The sequence below is a fragment of the Rheinheimera sp. genome, assembly GCF_037442525.1.
In the GTDB taxonomy this organism is placed as follows: domain Bacteria; phylum Pseudomonadota; class Gammaproteobacteria; order Enterobacterales; family Alteromonadaceae; genus Pararheinheimera.
The window spans coordinates 767,084-782,536 of sequence record NZ_JBBIQD010000001.1; the positions used below are offsets into that span (position 1 = coordinate 767,084).

General features: G+C 53.1%; 15 protein-coding genes. 8 read left to right on the forward strand and 7 right to left on the reverse strand.

Annotation, left to right across the window (positions count from 1 at the left end; translation table 11 throughout):
* Nucleotides 1-17: 17 nt before the first annotated feature.
* Complete coding sequence (locus WKJ03_RS03580) at nucleotides 18-416, forward strand: hypothetical protein (RefSeq protein WP_337840781.1); 399 nt, start codon at nucleotides 18-20, stop codon at nucleotides 414-416.
* A gap of 48 nt (nucleotides 417-464) precedes the next feature.
* On the opposite strand, the gene ahpF is transcribed toward WKJ03_RS03580, so the two are convergent.
* Both ahpF and ahpC read right to left on the reverse strand, forming a co-directional pair.
* Nucleotides 465-2,012, reverse strand: a complete 1,548-nt coding sequence (ahpF, locus tag WKJ03_RS03585; protein WP_337840782.1) for an alkyl hydroperoxide reductase subunit F — start codon at nucleotides 2,010-2,012, stop codon at nucleotides 465-467.
* A 172-nt stretch (nucleotides 2,013-2,184) separates the two neighbouring features.
* The gene (gene ahpC, locus WKJ03_RS03590) at nucleotides 2,185-2,751 is read right to left on the reverse strand and encodes an alkyl hydroperoxide reductase subunit C (RefSeq protein ID WP_337840783.1); all 567 of its coding nucleotides are present in this window, start codon (nucleotides 2,749-2,751) and stop codon (nucleotides 2,185-2,187) included.
* A 207-nt stretch (nucleotides 2,752-2,958) separates the two neighbouring features.
* On the opposite strand from ahpC, the gene WKJ03_RS03595 reads away from it, so the two are divergent.
* Complete coding sequence (locus WKJ03_RS03595; protein WP_337840784.1) at nucleotides 2,959-3,594, forward strand: lytic transglycosylase domain-containing protein; 636 nt, start codon at nucleotides 2,959-2,961, stop codon at nucleotides 3,592-3,594.
* On the opposite strand, the gene WKJ03_RS03600 is transcribed toward WKJ03_RS03595, so the two are convergent.
* Nucleotides 3,566-4,303 carry a sporulation protein gene (locus WKJ03_RS03600; protein ID WP_337840785.1) on the reverse strand — a complete coding sequence of 246 codons (738 nt, stop codon included), beginning with the start codon at nucleotides 4,301-4,303 and terminating at the stop codon, nucleotides 3,566-3,568. The two genes, WKJ03_RS03595 and WKJ03_RS03600, sit on opposite strands and share 29 nt — an antisense overlap.
* Nucleotides 4,304-4,465: 162 nt before the next feature.
* On the opposite strand from WKJ03_RS03600, the gene WKJ03_RS03605 reads away from it, so the two are divergent.
* Complete coding sequence (locus tag WKJ03_RS03605) at nucleotides 4,466-5,230, forward strand: hypothetical protein (protein ID WP_337840786.1); 765 nt, start codon at nucleotides 4,466-4,468, stop codon at nucleotides 5,228-5,230.
* Between the two features lie 263 nt (nucleotides 5,231-5,493).
* On the opposite strand, the gene WKJ03_RS03610 is transcribed toward WKJ03_RS03605, so the two are convergent.
* Entirely contained in the window at nucleotides 5,494-6,360 is an 867-nt protein-coding gene (locus WKJ03_RS03610) for a tRNA/rRNA methyltransferase (RefSeq protein ID WP_337840787.1), read from the reverse strand.
* Between the two features lie 134 nt (nucleotides 6,361-6,494).
* Here WKJ03_RS03610 and rlmJ point away from each other — a divergent pair, with 134 nt between their 5' ends.
* Both rlmJ and WKJ03_RS03620 read left to right on the forward strand, forming a co-directional pair.
* Entirely contained in the window at nucleotides 6,495-7,331 is an 837-nt protein-coding gene (rlmJ, locus tag WKJ03_RS03615; RefSeq protein WP_337840788.1) for a 23S rRNA (adenine(2030)-N(6))-methyltransferase RlmJ, read from the forward strand.
* Nucleotide 7,332: 1 nt separating this feature from the next.
* A complete protein-coding gene (locus WKJ03_RS03620) occupies nucleotides 7,333-8,133 on the forward strand; it encodes a S1/P1 nuclease (protein WP_337840789.1) in 801 nt (266 codons plus the stop codon).
* On the opposite strand, the gene WKJ03_RS03625 is transcribed toward WKJ03_RS03620, so the two are convergent.
* Nucleotides 8,121-9,653, reverse strand: coding sequence for a hypothetical protein (locus WKJ03_RS03625; protein WP_337840790.1), 1,533 nt, complete (start codon nucleotides 9,651-9,653; stop codon nucleotides 8,121-8,123). The two genes, WKJ03_RS03620 and WKJ03_RS03625, sit on opposite strands and share 13 nt — an antisense overlap.
* A 120-nt stretch (nucleotides 9,654-9,773) precedes the next feature.
* The gene (locus tag WKJ03_RS03630; RefSeq protein ID WP_337840791.1) at nucleotides 9,774-10,106 is read right to left on the reverse strand and encodes a DUF440 family protein; all 333 of its coding nucleotides are present in this window, start codon (nucleotides 10,104-10,106) and stop codon (nucleotides 9,774-9,776) included.
* A 138-nt stretch (nucleotides 10,107-10,244) separates the two neighbouring features.
* Between WKJ03_RS03630 and WKJ03_RS03635 the strand changes: the two genes are divergently transcribed.
* The 3 genes from WKJ03_RS03635 (at nucleotide 10,245) to WKJ03_RS03645 (ending at nucleotide 13,468) form a co-directional block, all read left to right on the forward strand.
* The gene (locus tag WKJ03_RS03635; protein WP_337840792.1) at nucleotides 10,245-10,637 is read left to right on the forward strand and encodes a VOC family protein; all 393 of its coding nucleotides are present in this window, start codon (nucleotides 10,245-10,247) and stop codon (nucleotides 10,635-10,637) included.
* Nucleotides 10,637-11,431, forward strand: a complete 795-nt coding sequence (gene rlmA, locus WKJ03_RS03640; RefSeq protein WP_337840793.1) for a 23S rRNA (guanine(745)-N(1))-methyltransferase — start codon at nucleotides 10,637-10,639, stop codon at nucleotides 11,429-11,431. Before WKJ03_RS03635 ends, rlmA begins: the two co-directional genes overlap by 1 nt.
* Before the next feature lie 75 nt (nucleotides 11,432-11,506).
* Entirely contained in the window at nucleotides 11,507-13,468 is a 1,962-nt protein-coding gene (locus WKJ03_RS03645; RefSeq protein ID WP_337840794.1) for a cache domain-containing protein, read from the forward strand.
* A gap of 443 nt (nucleotides 13,469-13,911) precedes the next feature.
* Here WKJ03_RS03645 and WKJ03_RS03650 read toward each other — a convergent pair whose 3' ends face one another.
* Complete coding sequence (locus WKJ03_RS03650; RefSeq protein WP_337840795.1) at nucleotides 13,912-15,390, reverse strand: hypothetical protein; 1,479 nt, start codon at nucleotides 15,388-15,390, stop codon at nucleotides 13,912-13,914.
* Nucleotides 15,391-15,453 lie beyond the last annotated feature (63 nt).

The following is a 15,453-nucleotide window of genomic DNA, read 5'->3' on the forward strand; positions in this document are numbered from 1 at the left end:
TTTGCAGGAGTGTGCTGATGTTGATGTTCTTTTTACCCCGTTACCTGGCGCTGAGTATTGTGGTGTTACTCGGTGTGGCGTTGCTGCATGCAGTGCAGCCTGTCCGGTTGGGTTTTGTTGCCGATGTGCTGGCGCCACCACTGCTTTGCCTCTGGCTGGTTCGCTGGTACCAGGGCCAGCATCCTCCTTTACAGCTGTCAGACCGTCCGCGGCTCACCTATGGCCTCGCCATGCTGGACGCGCTGGTGCAGGCCGCCCTGGTATTTATCAGCGTCGGTTCAATGCAAGCGATTGCCTTAGGTGATGCGGTGCTGAGTTTTTTTAGCGTAGTGGTGTTTCACACCCTGATGATTTATTTCGCCTTGGGCTACGCCATCAGCAAAGCAGCGGCAACGCCAAGGTCGAAACCCGCATAAACAAAAAGGGCTGGTATCAAACCAGCCCTTTTTAGTAGTTTCAGTGGATTAACTGCGCAGCAGGTGGTCAAAGGCCCCTAAAGCAGCAGTGGCCCCCGATCCCATCGCAATGATGATTTGCTTAAATGGGGTGTTGGTCGCATCGCCTGCCGCATACACGCCGTTCAGTGATGTTTTGCCATAACCGTCAACGATAATCTCGCCTCTGTTGGTCAGTTCCACAGCCCCACGCAACCACTCCGTATTTGGCACCAGGCCAATCTGCACAAAGATACCAGCCAGCTCGATTGTTTTGCTCTCGCCAGTCGCACGGTCTGTGTACTGCAGGCCGACCACTTTGTTGCCATCCCCCAGCACTTCAGTGGTTTGAGCCTGTTTGATAATGGTGATGTTGGGCGTGGATTCGGCTTTTTTCACCAGCACAGCGTCAGCGCGCAGGCTGCTGTCAAACTCCAGCACAGTCACATGCTCAACAATCAATGACAGGTCCAGCGCCGCTTCAATACCTGAGTTACCCCCACCAATAACGGCCACTTTTTTGCCTTTAAACAAAGGGCCGTCACAGTGCGGGCAATAGGCCACCCCTTTGCCGCGGTACTCTTTTTCACCTGGCACGTTCATTTCGCGCCAGCGGGCACCGGTCGATAACACCAGGCTCTTGGCTTTTAATACGGCCCCGTTGGCCAGCTCCAGCTCCAGGTGCTCAGTGCCCTGTCTCAGCTTCACCGCTTTCTGGCTGTTCATCACGTCCACGTCATACTGACGGACATGGGCTTCTAAGTTCGCCACCAGTTTTGGCCCTTCGGTTTCTTTCACCGAAATAAAGTTTTCGATACCGACGGTATCGGCCACCTGTCCACCAAAACGTTCCGCCACCACACCAGTGCGCAGGCCTTTACGGGCCGAATAAATGGCCGCAGAAGCACCAGCCGGGCCACCACCGACAATCAGCATGTCGTAAGGCGCTTTGGTTTTCAGTGCTTCGGCCTGACGGGCTGCCGCATTGCTGTCTACTTTGTTCAGAATGTTGGTCAGGCTAATCGCACCTTGTGAAAACTGCTGACCATTCAGGAACACAGTCGGCACCGCCATAATGTTGCGTTTGCTCACTTCGTCCTGGAATACGGCCCCATCGATCATGGTGGTTTTAATCTTCGGGTTCACAGCCGCCATGACGTTCAGCGCCTGCACTACTTCAGGACAGGTCTGGCAGCTTAAGGACACAAAGACTTCGAAATTCAGTTCATCGGTCAGGCTGGCAATTTGCTCCAGCACCGCCTGCTCTTCTTTGATGGTGTGACCACCAGAATGCAATAAGGCCAGCACCAGCGAAGTAAATTCGTGGCCCAGAGGTACACCGGCAAAACGGATCAGGCTGTTTTTCGCCGTGCCACGCACAGCCATGGATGGCGTGCGCACTGTGAGGTCAGTTTCTTCTTTGACGGATACCAGCGGGCTTAAGCCAGCAATATCTGCGGCCAGCGCTTTAATTTCACCGGCTTTATCACTGTTATCCAATGCAACAACCAGCTCCACCGGGCTTTTCAGGTATTGCAAATACGTCTGTAACTGAGATTTTAAGCTTGCATCTAACATATTCGACTCCTTTTGCTGCCACTACTGGTCTGTTGCTACTGCCTTTTCGGCAAAGCTTCGCCATGCGGGATAAGTCCCACGGGCAAAACATAAATAATTCGGAAATAAGCTGGCGGCCTGCGCCAGCTTTTTTAACAAGGGGCTGGAGGTCAGCCCCCTGGTCTTTTCAGACTTAGATCTTACCAACCAGGTCCAGAGATGGCGCTAAAGTCGCTTCACCCGGAGTCCATTTAGCTGGACATACTTCGCCGTCGTGGTTGGCCACGTATTGAGCAGCCTGAACTTTACGGAACAGTTCTGCAGCGCTGCGGCCGATACCCAGGTCGTGGATTTCCGCCACTTTGATTTCGCCTTCCGGGTTGATCACGAAAGTACCGCGCAGAGCCAGACCTTCTTCTTCGATCATCACACCAAAGTTACGGGTGATAGTGCCAGTTGGGTCACCGATCATTGGGTAGTTGATCTTCTTGATCGTCTCAGACGCATCGTGCCAGGCTTTGTGCGTGAAGTGAGTGTCAGTAGACACTGAGTACACTTCAACGCCAATTTCCTGGAACTTGGCATAGAAATCAGCCAGGTCGCCCAGCTCAGTTGGGCATACAAAGGTGAAGTCAGCCGGGTAGAACACCACAACAGACCATTTGCCAGCCAGATCCTGATCCGTCACTGGTACGAATTTGCCCTGATGAAATGCAGTGGCTTTAAACGGCTTAATTTTGGTGTTGATAATAGAAGACATTGTCATACTCCATGTTGGTTAGTGAAATTGAACACACATCAGATGTTGCACAGTGTAGTCCGGTCCGGTGATTTCATACAACGAATTAAATCCATAAATCTAATCAATAAAAATGATTGAACAAAACTCAATCAGCAGGACCAGCGCCGTCAGCATGTACTTCTGGACTAGACTGATGAAACACTCACAGCAGCATGGGGGCAAATTGTGACAGTTCAAGGCATTCGCTGCGCTGTGTTCTTGATTTTCTTTCTGAAGCTGACCGCGGCAACAGCAGGTTCTGTGCCTGTGTATCAGTACACAGATCCCCGGGGGACACCGGTGTTTGCCGATACCGCGCCTAAAACAACGCCTTTTCGTGTGCGAAATTACGACTACGCTGCCTGTGGCCTGACCCCGGCAGTCAATTGGGCTGACACCCCACTTTTTCTGACAGAATATGCAAACCCGATCCGCCAGGCCGCCCGGCAACAACAGCTTGAGCAGGCCTTGATCCGGGCGGTGATCCACGCAGAATCCGCTTTTAACGCCACAGCGCGCTCTAAAGCTGGCGCTCTGGGCTTGATGCAACTGATGCCGCTGACCGCCAAAACCCTTGGAGTGAACAACAGCCTGGATACCGCAGAGAACATTCAGGCCGGTTCAGCCTACCTGAAACAACAACTGCAGCGATTTGATGGTGAGCTGGAACGAGCACTGGCTGCTTATAACGCGGGTCCCGGCGCAGTGGAACACTACAAAGGCATTCCCCCTTACGCTGAAACCCAGCGTTACATTGCCAGGGTCAAATTATTGTTGCAGCGTTACCGTCAGGCTATAACAAGGCCTGCAGACGCTGTTTAAGCTCGGCGACAGAACTGGTGTTGGGGAAGGTCAGAGCCTGGAAGCCGTCACGCCGGAAGGCTCTGTCCAGTTCAACCAGCACATGGGTTTGCCCGGCTTCGCAAACAAAAGACAGTTCCACTTCATTAATGCTGAATAAACCAAAACCTTTGGGTCTGAACTCCAGTTCCTGATAGCAGCCGGTGCTGGAGCGGAAGGTGCGGGCATTGACGTAGCCTTTTTCCACGTCCGCTTTCACCAGTTTCAGTCCCAGCTCGTCCATCGCCTGGATCATCCGGCTCACCAGCTCTGGGGCTTTAATAAAAAGCCGGTCTTTGTCAGACGGGTCCAGCGCATGATCGACCGATAAACCGGTCGCCAGCCAGACAGCGGTATGGTTATTGCGCACCGGCAATTCAGTGATCGGCGTTTCCGGATGCAGCTGGCCTTTAAACTGCAGGCGTTTTTCCTGGCCGGGGCCAATGCTGAAACGGTCAGCCAGATGCCAGCGGGCCAGAGCCAGAGTGCTGTAATAATGATTGTCACCGGATTCCACTTTCATCCGCGTCATCAGTGCCAGCTCCAGCCCCTGGATCTGCTGTTCCACTTCCCCCCCGCGGATACTAATTTCAGCCTGAAACTGCTGGCCCGGCAGCAGTTGATCAGTTAACAAGACGGTATCGACTTTGGCTGCACCAATACCCACACTGGCTAACAATTGCTTAAACATGGCGTCCTCCTTGGTTTTTTCCGTTATATCCTCTTTGGCTGTTAAATTCGATCATCCAGAGCGGGAAAAAGGTAACAAAATATAAGCATATGAATAAAAACGACTTTATTCTTTGCTCTCGGACAGAGCTCTGTTGCAGACTAAAAGAAAAAGGAGAACCTTATGAAAAGCCTGTTTCCCGCTGTGACCCTTCCGCTGCTGCTCAGTGCCTGTGTTGTGCATGTCAATGCATCCAGCTCTGAGTCTGCCCAGCATGAAAGCCAGCAACTGTTTGTCAGCAGCAGTGGCATTAAAAAACTGTCTGTTGAAAGCCAGGCCGGCGATCTGCGGATTATCGGCAAAGAAGACCAGACTCAGATTGATGTCAGCGCCAAACTCTATTACCAGGACAAATCTCAGGTTCAGCTCAGTTTGCAAAGCCAGGGGGACAGCACCGTACTCAAAGCCCTGACCGACACTAAATGTGTTGGGATCTGCACAGGCGATTCGCCCCGCATTGATTTGGTTGTGACTGTGCCAGCGGCACTGGCACTGCAGATAGAGGATGGTTCCGGCAATATCAGTATCCATGGCATGGCCGCAGATATCACCATTGAAGATGGTTCCGGCGCTATTGTGCTCGACGGTGGCGCTTCTGTGGAGATCGAAGACGGCTCGGGGGAGATGCAGATCAGCCATCTCAGCGGCTCCCTGTCCATCACCGACGGCTCAGGCTCCATCCAGGTGCAGCAGGTGGCAGGTGCTGTCCGTATTGAAGACGGTTCAGGTGAAATTAGGGTGCGTCAGGTCGGTGGTCAGGTCCGGGTATCAGACGGTTCAGGCAGTATTTCGGTGCATCAGGCTGGCAGCTTTGTGCTGGACGAGGATGGCTCCGGCGAACTCGATTTAACAGATATTCAGGGCGCGGTTGAACTGAACAAGGATTGAGTCGCCCCCACACAGACAAAGCCCGGAACTCACCGGGCTTGCCTTTCATCCCTTCTCATTGCCGCTTGCCACTTCAGTGGCCCGTTGCAATCCGATTTGTCGCACACTGTTGCTAAAACAGAGGGACGACAGATGCATATCAGCAAAACAGAACTCCGATCGGCCGGTATCAGCTTTTTGGTCCTGTGCAGTATTCTGGCGTTGGGCGCCTATTTGCCAGTCCTCACAAGCCCGCTGCAATCCTGCTGGTCAGCGTTGCTGCTTTAGCCCTGCTGACGATACCACTCCCCCAGGATCAGGCTGGCGGCCACACTGACATTCAGCGATTCCACATGCCCAGTGCCCGGAATTTGCAGTGCAATATCTGCCGCTTTGGCGACAGACTGTGACACCCCAAACATTTCCTCACCAAAGACCACCACCACTTTGGCCGGTAACTTCGTTTTGTACAACGACTCGCCTCCATGACTGGAGGTGGTGACCAGAGTGTATCCCGCATCTTTGCACAGCTTCAGCGCCAATGGCAGACTGTCACAGTGTAAGCCTTCTACAAACTCTACCCCGCCTTCTGCGGTGCGGGCAGCGGCCCCATTGGCCAGTAAGTCAGCATCTTTCATCAGAATACCGCTGATACCAAAATGGGCACAGGTGCGGGCAATAGCCCCCAGATTATGCGGGTTGCCCACGCCATCCAGTGCCAGCAGACAATCGCGTTTTTTCACCTGCTGCAGGTAAGTCGCCACAGAACGAACCGGCTTACGTTTGAGCAATAACACCACGCCACCATGGTGCTGGCTGCCGCTGATTTTCTCCAGTTCCGCATCTGAGACAATGTGATAGGCCTTTTTCGCCTGGGCCAGAAACTTCATCAGATCGGCAAATTTAGGTGCCAGCTGTTCATTCAGATACAAGCGCACCAAGGCATCAGGCCGCTGCTCAAACGCCACCCGGCAGGCATTTTCCCCATAAATTTTCGCTTCTTCGCTGCGGTTTTGTTTCAGCACTTTGGCGGAAACCGGCTTTTTACCCGCCAGATCCTGCCCTGCTTTAGCTGCCCAGGGTTTGTGCATCAGGCTGGTGCTGTCGGTTCGGGGGCCTGTACGGCGTTTAGCTGAACGATGGTCGGTCATGATGGGTCCAGTGTGCTAAAAATGGCGCATAGTGTAGCAGTTTGTCGCCTTGCACCACAGTAGCAGGCCGCACAAAGCTTGCCTTTCGTGCGCCAGCCAGTATGCTGGCGTTTTGTTTTTGTTCTGGTTTTTTTATGCTGAGTTATCGCCACAGCTATCATGCCGGCAATCATGCCGATGTTATTAAACACCTGGTGCAGGTCGCCATTCTCAATTATCTGAAATTGAAGGATAAACCTTTCTGTTACCACGACACCCATGCCGGAGCGGGCCTGTACAGCCTGCACAGTGCTCAGGCACAAAAAACCGCTGAGTACCAGACCGGCATAGGCCGCCTGTTTGACTACCAGGCGCACAGCCCTGAGCTGGCTGCCTATATAACGCTGGTAAAAAGCCTGAATGACGGCGCGTTAGAGTTTTACCCGGGTTCACCGAAAATTGCCGCCTTGCTGTGCCGACCCGGCGATACCATTCAGGCCACCGAACTGCATCCGGCCGATCACCCTGTTCTGGCCAGTCAGTTTGTGCAGCGCCGGCACTGTCGCATTGAACAGATGGATGCCTGGCATGGCATTAAGGCGATGCTGCCTCCGCTGGCCAAACGTGGCCTGGTGCTGATTGACCCGCCTTATGAGCTGAAAACCGAATACCAGGATCTGGTCAAAGGTCTGCAACAGGCCTATCAGCGTTTTCCTCAGGCCACGTACGCCATCTGGTATCCGGTAATTGAACGCAGCGCGGTCGAGGCCTTTCTGACCGCTATTGCCAGCACAGGGATCCGCAACCAGCTGCGTATTGAATACAGCCCCATGCCAGACAGCAGCGGCTTTGGCATGACAGGCTCAGGCATGCTGGTGATCAACCCGCCTTATACGCTGAAGCAGCAGATGCAGCAGGCTTTACAGGAGCTGGACCCGCTGCTGGCCCAGCACGATTCGCAAATCCGGATTGAACAACAGGTGGAGGAATAAGATGCGCTGGCTACTGCTGCTCGTTGCTGGCCTGATCTGCGCCAGGGCCCAGGCCTTTGGCCCTGTCGGCCACCAGATGGTCTGTGATATGGCTTACAAACTGCTCAGCCCGCAGTCCCAACAGAAAGTGGACCAGTTACTGGCCTTGCATGAGGAAAAACACTTTGGCCTCGCCTGTTCCTGGCCGGATCAGGTACGGGCCTTACCGGAATACAAACACACAGCGGTCTGGCATTACGTCAATATCCAGCGCAGTGACAACAGCGTCAGCATGGCGCACTGCCCGGCAAAAGGCTGTGTGTTATCGGCGATAGAGCAGCACAGCAAAAAATTGGTGCCTTTTGCTCCGTCCAGAGCTCAGTTGGAAGCGCTGCTGTTTACCGGCCACTTTGTCGGTGATTTACATCAGCCTCTGCATGCAGGTTATGCCGACGATCTGGGCGGCAATAAAACCGCGGTTTATGTGGATGGTCAACCGTCCAACCTGCATGGCGTCTGGGACTATGTCATTCTGGAACAGGCAGGGTACAGTGCAGCAGATAAACAACAGGCCTTGTATCAGAGGTTGCTGCAGAAACAGCAACAGTGGCAGTCCGTCAATGTACTGGACTGGGCCAATGAGTCGGTGCTGCTGGTCAAGCTGATTTATCAGGGGTACAAACCTGGCATGCTGGTGGACGCACACTACACAACCACCCATCTGCCCGAACTGGAACAACGGCTGCAGCAGGCTGCTGTCCGCCTCGCCTTCTTGCTCGAGCAAGGCTGGACTGAGCCAGCCAAGGCATCTCAGGGCAACTGAAAGGATTTAAATTTGTTCAGCTTCAGCTGGCTTAATAAATTGGCCAGCTGCAACTGGTGCTCCAGCTCTGTCGGTTCAAGCTGATAAGCGCTGTAAAACATTCGGGCGGCCAGCTTCAGTTCACCATCCTGCTGATAACGTTGACCCATGCGGCAATAAGCCTGAGCCCGTTGCTCTGGCGGGTACAGCAGCTGAAAACTCTGCCGCTGCAAGCCTTCAGCATATATTCTGCCTGCATGGTAAGGCAGTTGATTTAACAAACGGTTGGCCCGCAGCAGCAACTCAAAAGCGGCTTGTGCTTTACCTAGACGGTTCATCAACAAGGCGCCATGATACAAAGCCGGCAGCGACATGGGCATGCTTTCCAGATGGCTGCGCTGACGCTCCAGAAACTCTTCCGCCGCTGTCCCTCCCGAACTGAGCAGCATCAGGCTGGCCTGTAACCAGATCACTTCGGCAGCAAAGGCCTGAACCTCCTTATCGGCCACCACTTGCCTGAAGGTCTGATTCAGCAGATGTTGCAGCGCTTCTGTCTGCTGATTTTTGTATTGATTCAGATACAGCAAGACCCGGCATAAGCTCAGGCTCAGGGCACAGTAGTTGTAGCCGCTCCCGGCCAGTCGACGTTTACGTTCAATAAATTCAATGGCCAGCTCATGCTGGCCTGACAATACCAGCACCAGCTGAACCAGTTGTATCATCTGCAGCGACATGCCAGCGGCCGGGATCTGACTGACACAGTGCGCTGCTGCTGCATAATCATCGTCGTTCAGCGCCAGAAAGACTGACCAGAACTCACGTTTTTCCTGATACGGCTGCAGTTCATCCGCCTGGTTTTGCAGAAAATCCAGGCAATGTGAGAGCTCGCCGTTTTCATAATCAATGCGAAATTGCGCCCACAAAGCCCAACCTTGCTGCCGGGCACAGGCATTTTTAATCAGACCGGCGGCGGCCTCATACACACCCAGTTCCAACAATACCGCCACTTTCAGCTGCAGCAGTTGGACTGGAGTATCGGCACCTGCCTTTTGCTGCAGCTCGGTGATCAGCTTAAAGGCGTCGACATAACGGCGTTTTTGCAGCAGCGCCAGGCAAGGCTCCAGAAAAGGCGCCAGCTTTACATGCTGTTTCAGCTCCTCGTCAATATGGAATTTATTGCAGGGCCGCTCCAGCAGACTGATTTGATGAAAAGGGTAATCCAGTGCATGGCGCAAACGTTCGTTGGGATTGGCCAGCAATACCAGCCGGCTGGACGATTTCAGCAGCTGTTTATCGAGAATGCGCTCCACTAAATCCTGCCCGGTCTGGCCTGGTTCCGCCTCCTCAGCCAGGAAAATAATGTCATAAGGTGCCGGATGATCCAGACTCAGCAAATCGTGCACTGAGCGGGCCATCTCCAGCTTTTTCATGCCGAGACCCTGCAAAATTTGTTTCATTAAATGCAAGGCAGCAGGGTCTGGCTCTATCACCAGCACCTGCAAATCAAAAAACTTACTGAAATCAAATTTGGTCAGACTCAACCAGGGCCTCCACCTATTGAAAAGCATATAACCACATGATTTTCTTAGTGTAGGCCTATTCTACTTTCAGGCAAACAAGTAATTTGGAAAAATCAATACCCTTGAAGCCTGCAGCAGCCTTTATTCCTGGCCGCGCCAGCGTGCATGACACAAAGTTTCATGTTTTTCTTTGCTGAGCAGAATACGGGCCAGCAGAATTTCTTCCTGCCCCGCAACATCGGCCAGACCAATACGGGCTTCCAGATGCAATTGTGGCTCAAGTTCTACGGCAAACCAGTCTTGCCATTCATCCGTAGCACTCACCAAATCCACAAAAGCAGCTGCGTCTGCATGCTGCAGATACAGCTGATAATCCGCCGCGTTCAGATTCTCCCCGGCCAGCTCTTCAAAAATAACAAAAGCATGATCACAGAGTTCATCCAGGGTCCAGAGTTCCAGTTCAGAGGTCGACATCGGCAGTTTCCTTCAAAAGCGGTCAATAGGCGTTTATGGCGCCGATTATAGCGCCCGAGCGGCACCAGCCGCAAAAGTCTCTGGTGTCACCGACAACGACGCGTTAGCATACAGCCCTTTTTACGGCGGAGCCTTCGGATGAACCAATACTTAAGCTTAGTCAGCCTGCTGGTGGATGATTACGATCAGGCCATCGCCTTCTATCAAGGCAAACTTGGTTTTGAATTGGTGGAAGACAGCCCACAAGGCGATAAACGCTGGGTGGTGGTTCGCCCGCGCGGCGCCAGAGAGAGTGCTATTTTGCTGGCCAGAGCCAGCACTGAGCTGCAGCGGGCCCAGATTGGCCAGCAAGGTGCGGGCCGGGTCTGGTTATTTTTGCACACAGAAGATTTTTACTCAGATTATCAACGTATGCTGCAGGCCGGTGTCGAATTTCTGGAACCACCGCGGGAAGAGCCCTATGGCACTGTGGTGGTGTTTCAGGATCTGTATGGCAATAAATGGGACCTGCTGCAAAGGCGGACCGCCTGATGTACCGCTGCCCTGTCTGTGCACAAGTGCTGACCCCCAACCCGGCGGGCCTGGGTTGCGTCAACCGCCATCAGTTTGACCGGGCCCGCGAGGGGTATGTCAATCTGCTGCCAGTGCAACACAAGAACTCCAAAGTGCCGGGCGACTCGGCCGACATGATGCAGTCCAGACGTTTATTCCTCAATGCAGGCCATTATCAGCCGCTGTCCGATGCACTGAACGCGCTGCTGGCCAGCGCCCAACCCGCCACATTGTTGGATTTGGGTTGTGGCGAAGGCTATTACAGCAACCGGCTGCAGCAGGCCTTGCCGGACACCACCGTCTATGGACTCGACATCGCTAAAACGGCCGTCCGCTATGCCGCCAAAGCCTATCCGGCAGTGAAATACTCTGTGGCCAGCGCCTGGCATTTACCCTTTGCCGACCAAAGCTTTGATGCCGTCCTGAAGCTGTGTGCGCCTTGTGAGCCACTGGAGTTGGCCCGGGTCAGCAAAAACGGTGCAGCGCTGCTTGCTGTCAGTGCCGCCCCCCAGCACCTGGTGGAGCTGAAACAACAAGTCTATCCACAGGTGCGATTACACAGCGAAGACATAGTGCAGATCCCAGGCTTCAGTCACCGGCACCGGCAGCAGCTCAGTTATCAGTTGCAGGCGCTTCCTGCAGCTGAATTAATGGCTTTGTTGGACATGACACCGCTAAGCTGGAAATTTAAACCAGGTCAGAAGCACGAGTTTGCCGCCACAAGGCCGGCCATCAGCCTGGATTTTTATCTGGATCTGTACCAAAAAAACTAAAACTGAAAAAACTGGCAACAGCTTTGCATAAACTCAGGCGGATTAACCAGGCAGGTCCGCTGCAGAAGTTGGTGTATGCAAGAATTTATCACCCAATATAAAAATGAATTCAAACTTTGTTTTCAGAATGTCGGCCAGCACGAAAGCCAGTTGCAGCAACTGAACAGCTGGTGGAGCAAAGTCAGCCTGATTGGCAAAATTAACTGTCTGAAAGTGGGATCCACCATTCTGGACAGCATGGATGAAACCCGGCAGCGCTTTGAGGAACTGCAGCAGGATCTGGTTGAACAACTGCTGCTGGAGCAAGGACGTAAACAGCTGCAGGCCGATCAGGCTTCCGTGCAACTGGCGCTGGATTTACTCACCCGCAATCTGTTTGAGCGTACCGCCGATATTGGCTTTCTGGCCAAAGATGCCGTCCTGATCCGCTACCTGCAGCAACAAGACAGCAGCGACACCGCTCAGCTGCAGCATCATCTGAGTCTGTACTGCCGTTTTTATTCTGTCTATGACGATGTGCTGTTGTTCAGCCCGGATGCCCTGCTGCTGTGCAGGCTGCAAAGTGACAGGCCTGACCCCGGCCGTGCTGAACCCTATGTGCTTCAGGCGCTGGCGCAGCCCGGACAGTTTCAGGAATACTGTGGTCCAAGCGCCTTATTTAGCGAGAAAGACTGTGCCCTGCTGTACCTGCAGGCCGTAACCGACAATGCAGGCACAGTGCTTGGCGTCTTGTGCCTGAGCTTTAAATTCAGCAATGAACTTCAGGCCATCAGTCAGCAACTGTTGCCAGAGCAACAGGGACAGTTTTTCCGCTTGGTTGGGCCCAAAGCCCAGCTGTTATTTCAAAGCGCAGCTCAGCAGAACCCTGCCAGCTTACTGCCGAAACGTTGCCTGCAATCTTTGCAGGGCGAAGCTTATCTGGTCAGCCCTGCACAAAGCCAGGGCTACCAGGGCTATCTGGGGCCGGGCTGGCAACTGCAGCTTTGGACGCCATTAAAACTGCTGAACCAGACAGTGGCCGCAGGTGCCGGGCTGGCGTTGGACCCTGGAGCTTTATTTCCACAGTTGCAGCAAATCCGCCAGGACTCACTGCGGGTCAGTGACGAGCTGGATCTGATCGTGCTCAATGGCGTAATTGCAGCCGCCCGCAAAGCGGCCACCGAGTTTGTGCCTGTACTGGATGCCATTCGCGGCATAGGCCGTCATATGCATCAGGTGTTCAGCAGCTCGGTCAGCGAACTGAGTCAGACGGTGCTGCAAAGCCAGCTGCAGGAACTGCAGACCATGGCCGTGCAGGCTGCTGATATGCTGGAACGCAACCTGTATGAACGCGCCAACGACTGCCGCTGGTGGGCACAAAACCCCCGCTTTCGTCAGGCACTGCAACAGCCGGTGATCCGCGCTGAGCTGCAGCAGGAACTGACTGACGAGCTGCGCTATATCAATCAGCTGTACAGTGTTTATGCCGGTATTTATCTGTTTGATCAGCAGCAGAACATAGTGGCGGCCTCTGTGCCCTCGTTGCTGCAGCGGCTGCCAGCGTCAGCCGGTGCCGATGCCTGCCTGCAACTGGACTCGGCAGCGCTGTACCATGTCAGCCCCTTTCAACCCAGCGAGCTGTATCAGGACAAGGCCACTTATCTGTATCAGGCGGCAATACTTCCCATAAAGGAACAAAAACCTGCAGGTGGCATTGCGTTGGTGTTCGACAGCGCGCCCCAGTTCAGTGCAATGTTAACGGATGTTCTCCCCAAAAACGGGCAGCATAATAGTCGCGATGGCTTTTCTGCCTGCTTTATTGATGCCACAGGCAAAGTCGTATCGACCAGTGCAGAGCAGCTCTGGCCGCTGCTCAGCCAGCTGGATTTACCTGCAGGGCTGCTGACCAAAGCACTGCAGGGCGCCTGCACTGAGAAAATCAGGTTGCAGCAACATGACTGGTTAGTGGCGATAGCACCGGGCCGTGGCTACCGCGAGTTTAAAACCACCGACTGTTATCGCCAGCAAATTTACGCCTGCTTTTTTCTGCGTTGCTGAAATAGCGCCCCCAGCGGTTCAGATGCCGGTCCGGCTGCGGACCGGCCGATCGTTCCGGCCGAAAAAGCATCAAACCTGCCAACCTGGGTTTTCCTGTCCAATTCTGTGGCGCTGACGCTGCGGATGCTGTCTGGATCAGACTGGCCCTGTTCATCATTTTTTTCAATAAAGACCATTTAATTAAATAGTTTTATCGGAACAAACACTCTGGATAGACTGCCGTTATTGAGCTATCTGCCGTTATTGAACACAGAGAAACTGCAAGTCAGCACAATAAATTGAACATTTTTCCCAAACGGAGGTCGATACGTGGCTGGCTACAGATTGATCTCCTGTGTTGTAAGACCTGGTTACCCTGTACTAGCGCAAGCGGTTACCACTATCTCCCTGGACCGCTTTTTTCGCCCGGCTTATTGCCGGGCTTTTTTTTCAGCACGACGCTGTCAGTTCGACACTGTCGTGGTTTTGTTCCACAGATTCTGGTGTTTGCCGTAAGAAAAATACTCGTCCGGATACCAGCATTTGGGCAGCAGATCCATATTCTTGCGCTCTTCAAAATTGGACACCAGTTTGCTGAGTATTTCCAGCAGCCGCTCTTTGCTCATCACTTCCAGTTTTTTCCGCGCCTGCGGGAAGTACAGGTTGTTCTCAACACTGATCACCAGATTTGATGCTGTCTGACTAAAGGTCAGATTGCGGGTGGCCACCCGGCAAATAGGCATATCGGCAGCGGCCGGATACAAAGACACCACAATGGCATACTCGTATCTGTCCATATCACGCTTGTCGGAGTCTTTTGGAATATAGGTAATACCAAAGCCCTGCGGAAACATGCCGGTGATTTGCAGAAGGGCTTCTACTGCAGCCTTGTGGTAATAGCCTCGTTCCACCCCACTTTGTAACACCAGAGCCGCTTTAGGTAACGACTCGTAGTTGTGGTTCGCTTTGGTTGACAACACCACAGAGGTATAGATTTGCGGAATTTTCAGCAGATTGCCCACCCCACCTTCTGGCTTGATGGCGTTCTTTAGCAAGGTAAACACAAAGTTCAGCTTATCCTGCTCGTTTTTATTAAACAGGTCGCGCTCTTCTTTGGAATTGCCGACATAGCGGTCGCAGGCCAGGCCTTTGACCACGTAGTTCAGGGTTTCCTGATAGTTGATCTTCAGTAGCTCCACCCTGTCTGCGTCGTCCAGTACGCGAAACTCATTCAGGTCCCCCTCAGGCCCCCGCAGAATTTGCAAGGCTTCAGGATGGAAAGTGCCAATATCCTGCAACAGCGCCGCCATCAGCAACGGGATCTGAACATCGTGTTTAAAAGGCGAATACTGCCCACCGTACCCCATATCCGGTAAGTCCAGTTTTTCCTTTTCTGCCCTGACTTTCGCCAGTACATAGTCATTCTGCAGTTCATTGTCGAGCAGTAACCTGTCCAGTAAACGCAGGCTCAGAATACCTTTGTATAAATGTTTATGCCGCTGGTTCACCGACGCCATGTATTTACCGGAACTGGGGGATAACAACTGAATGGTGCCCAAGAGTTTGGAGCTCAGCTGGTTGGTCTCTTCAAAACTGTCGCCTTCTGACAGCTCCAGTATCGCCAGACAAATGGCTTTCAGGGCTCTGAACCGCTCAACCCGGCTGTCATCCAGCATGCGCAAATAAAGTTTGTACGCCGAGGTTGCTTCTGCCAGTTGTTTTTGCAGTGCCTCACTTTTATCGCCCTGCTCCAGTTTCTGTTCCAGCTGACGAATTTGCAGCACCAGTTGCTGGTGTTTCTCTTCCTGCTGTTTGGCATGACGAAAATAGTCGGTGGCCACTTCATAGACGGAATCATTGATCGGGGTCAGATCATGGATTTTGCTCAGCAAGGTTTTGACTGTTTTAACATAACCGGATTGACTCTGGGCTCCATTGGACATACGAACTGATATTCCTTGATTATGAATAAGTTACGATTTCTGATTATAGCAGCAGTTCTGCCT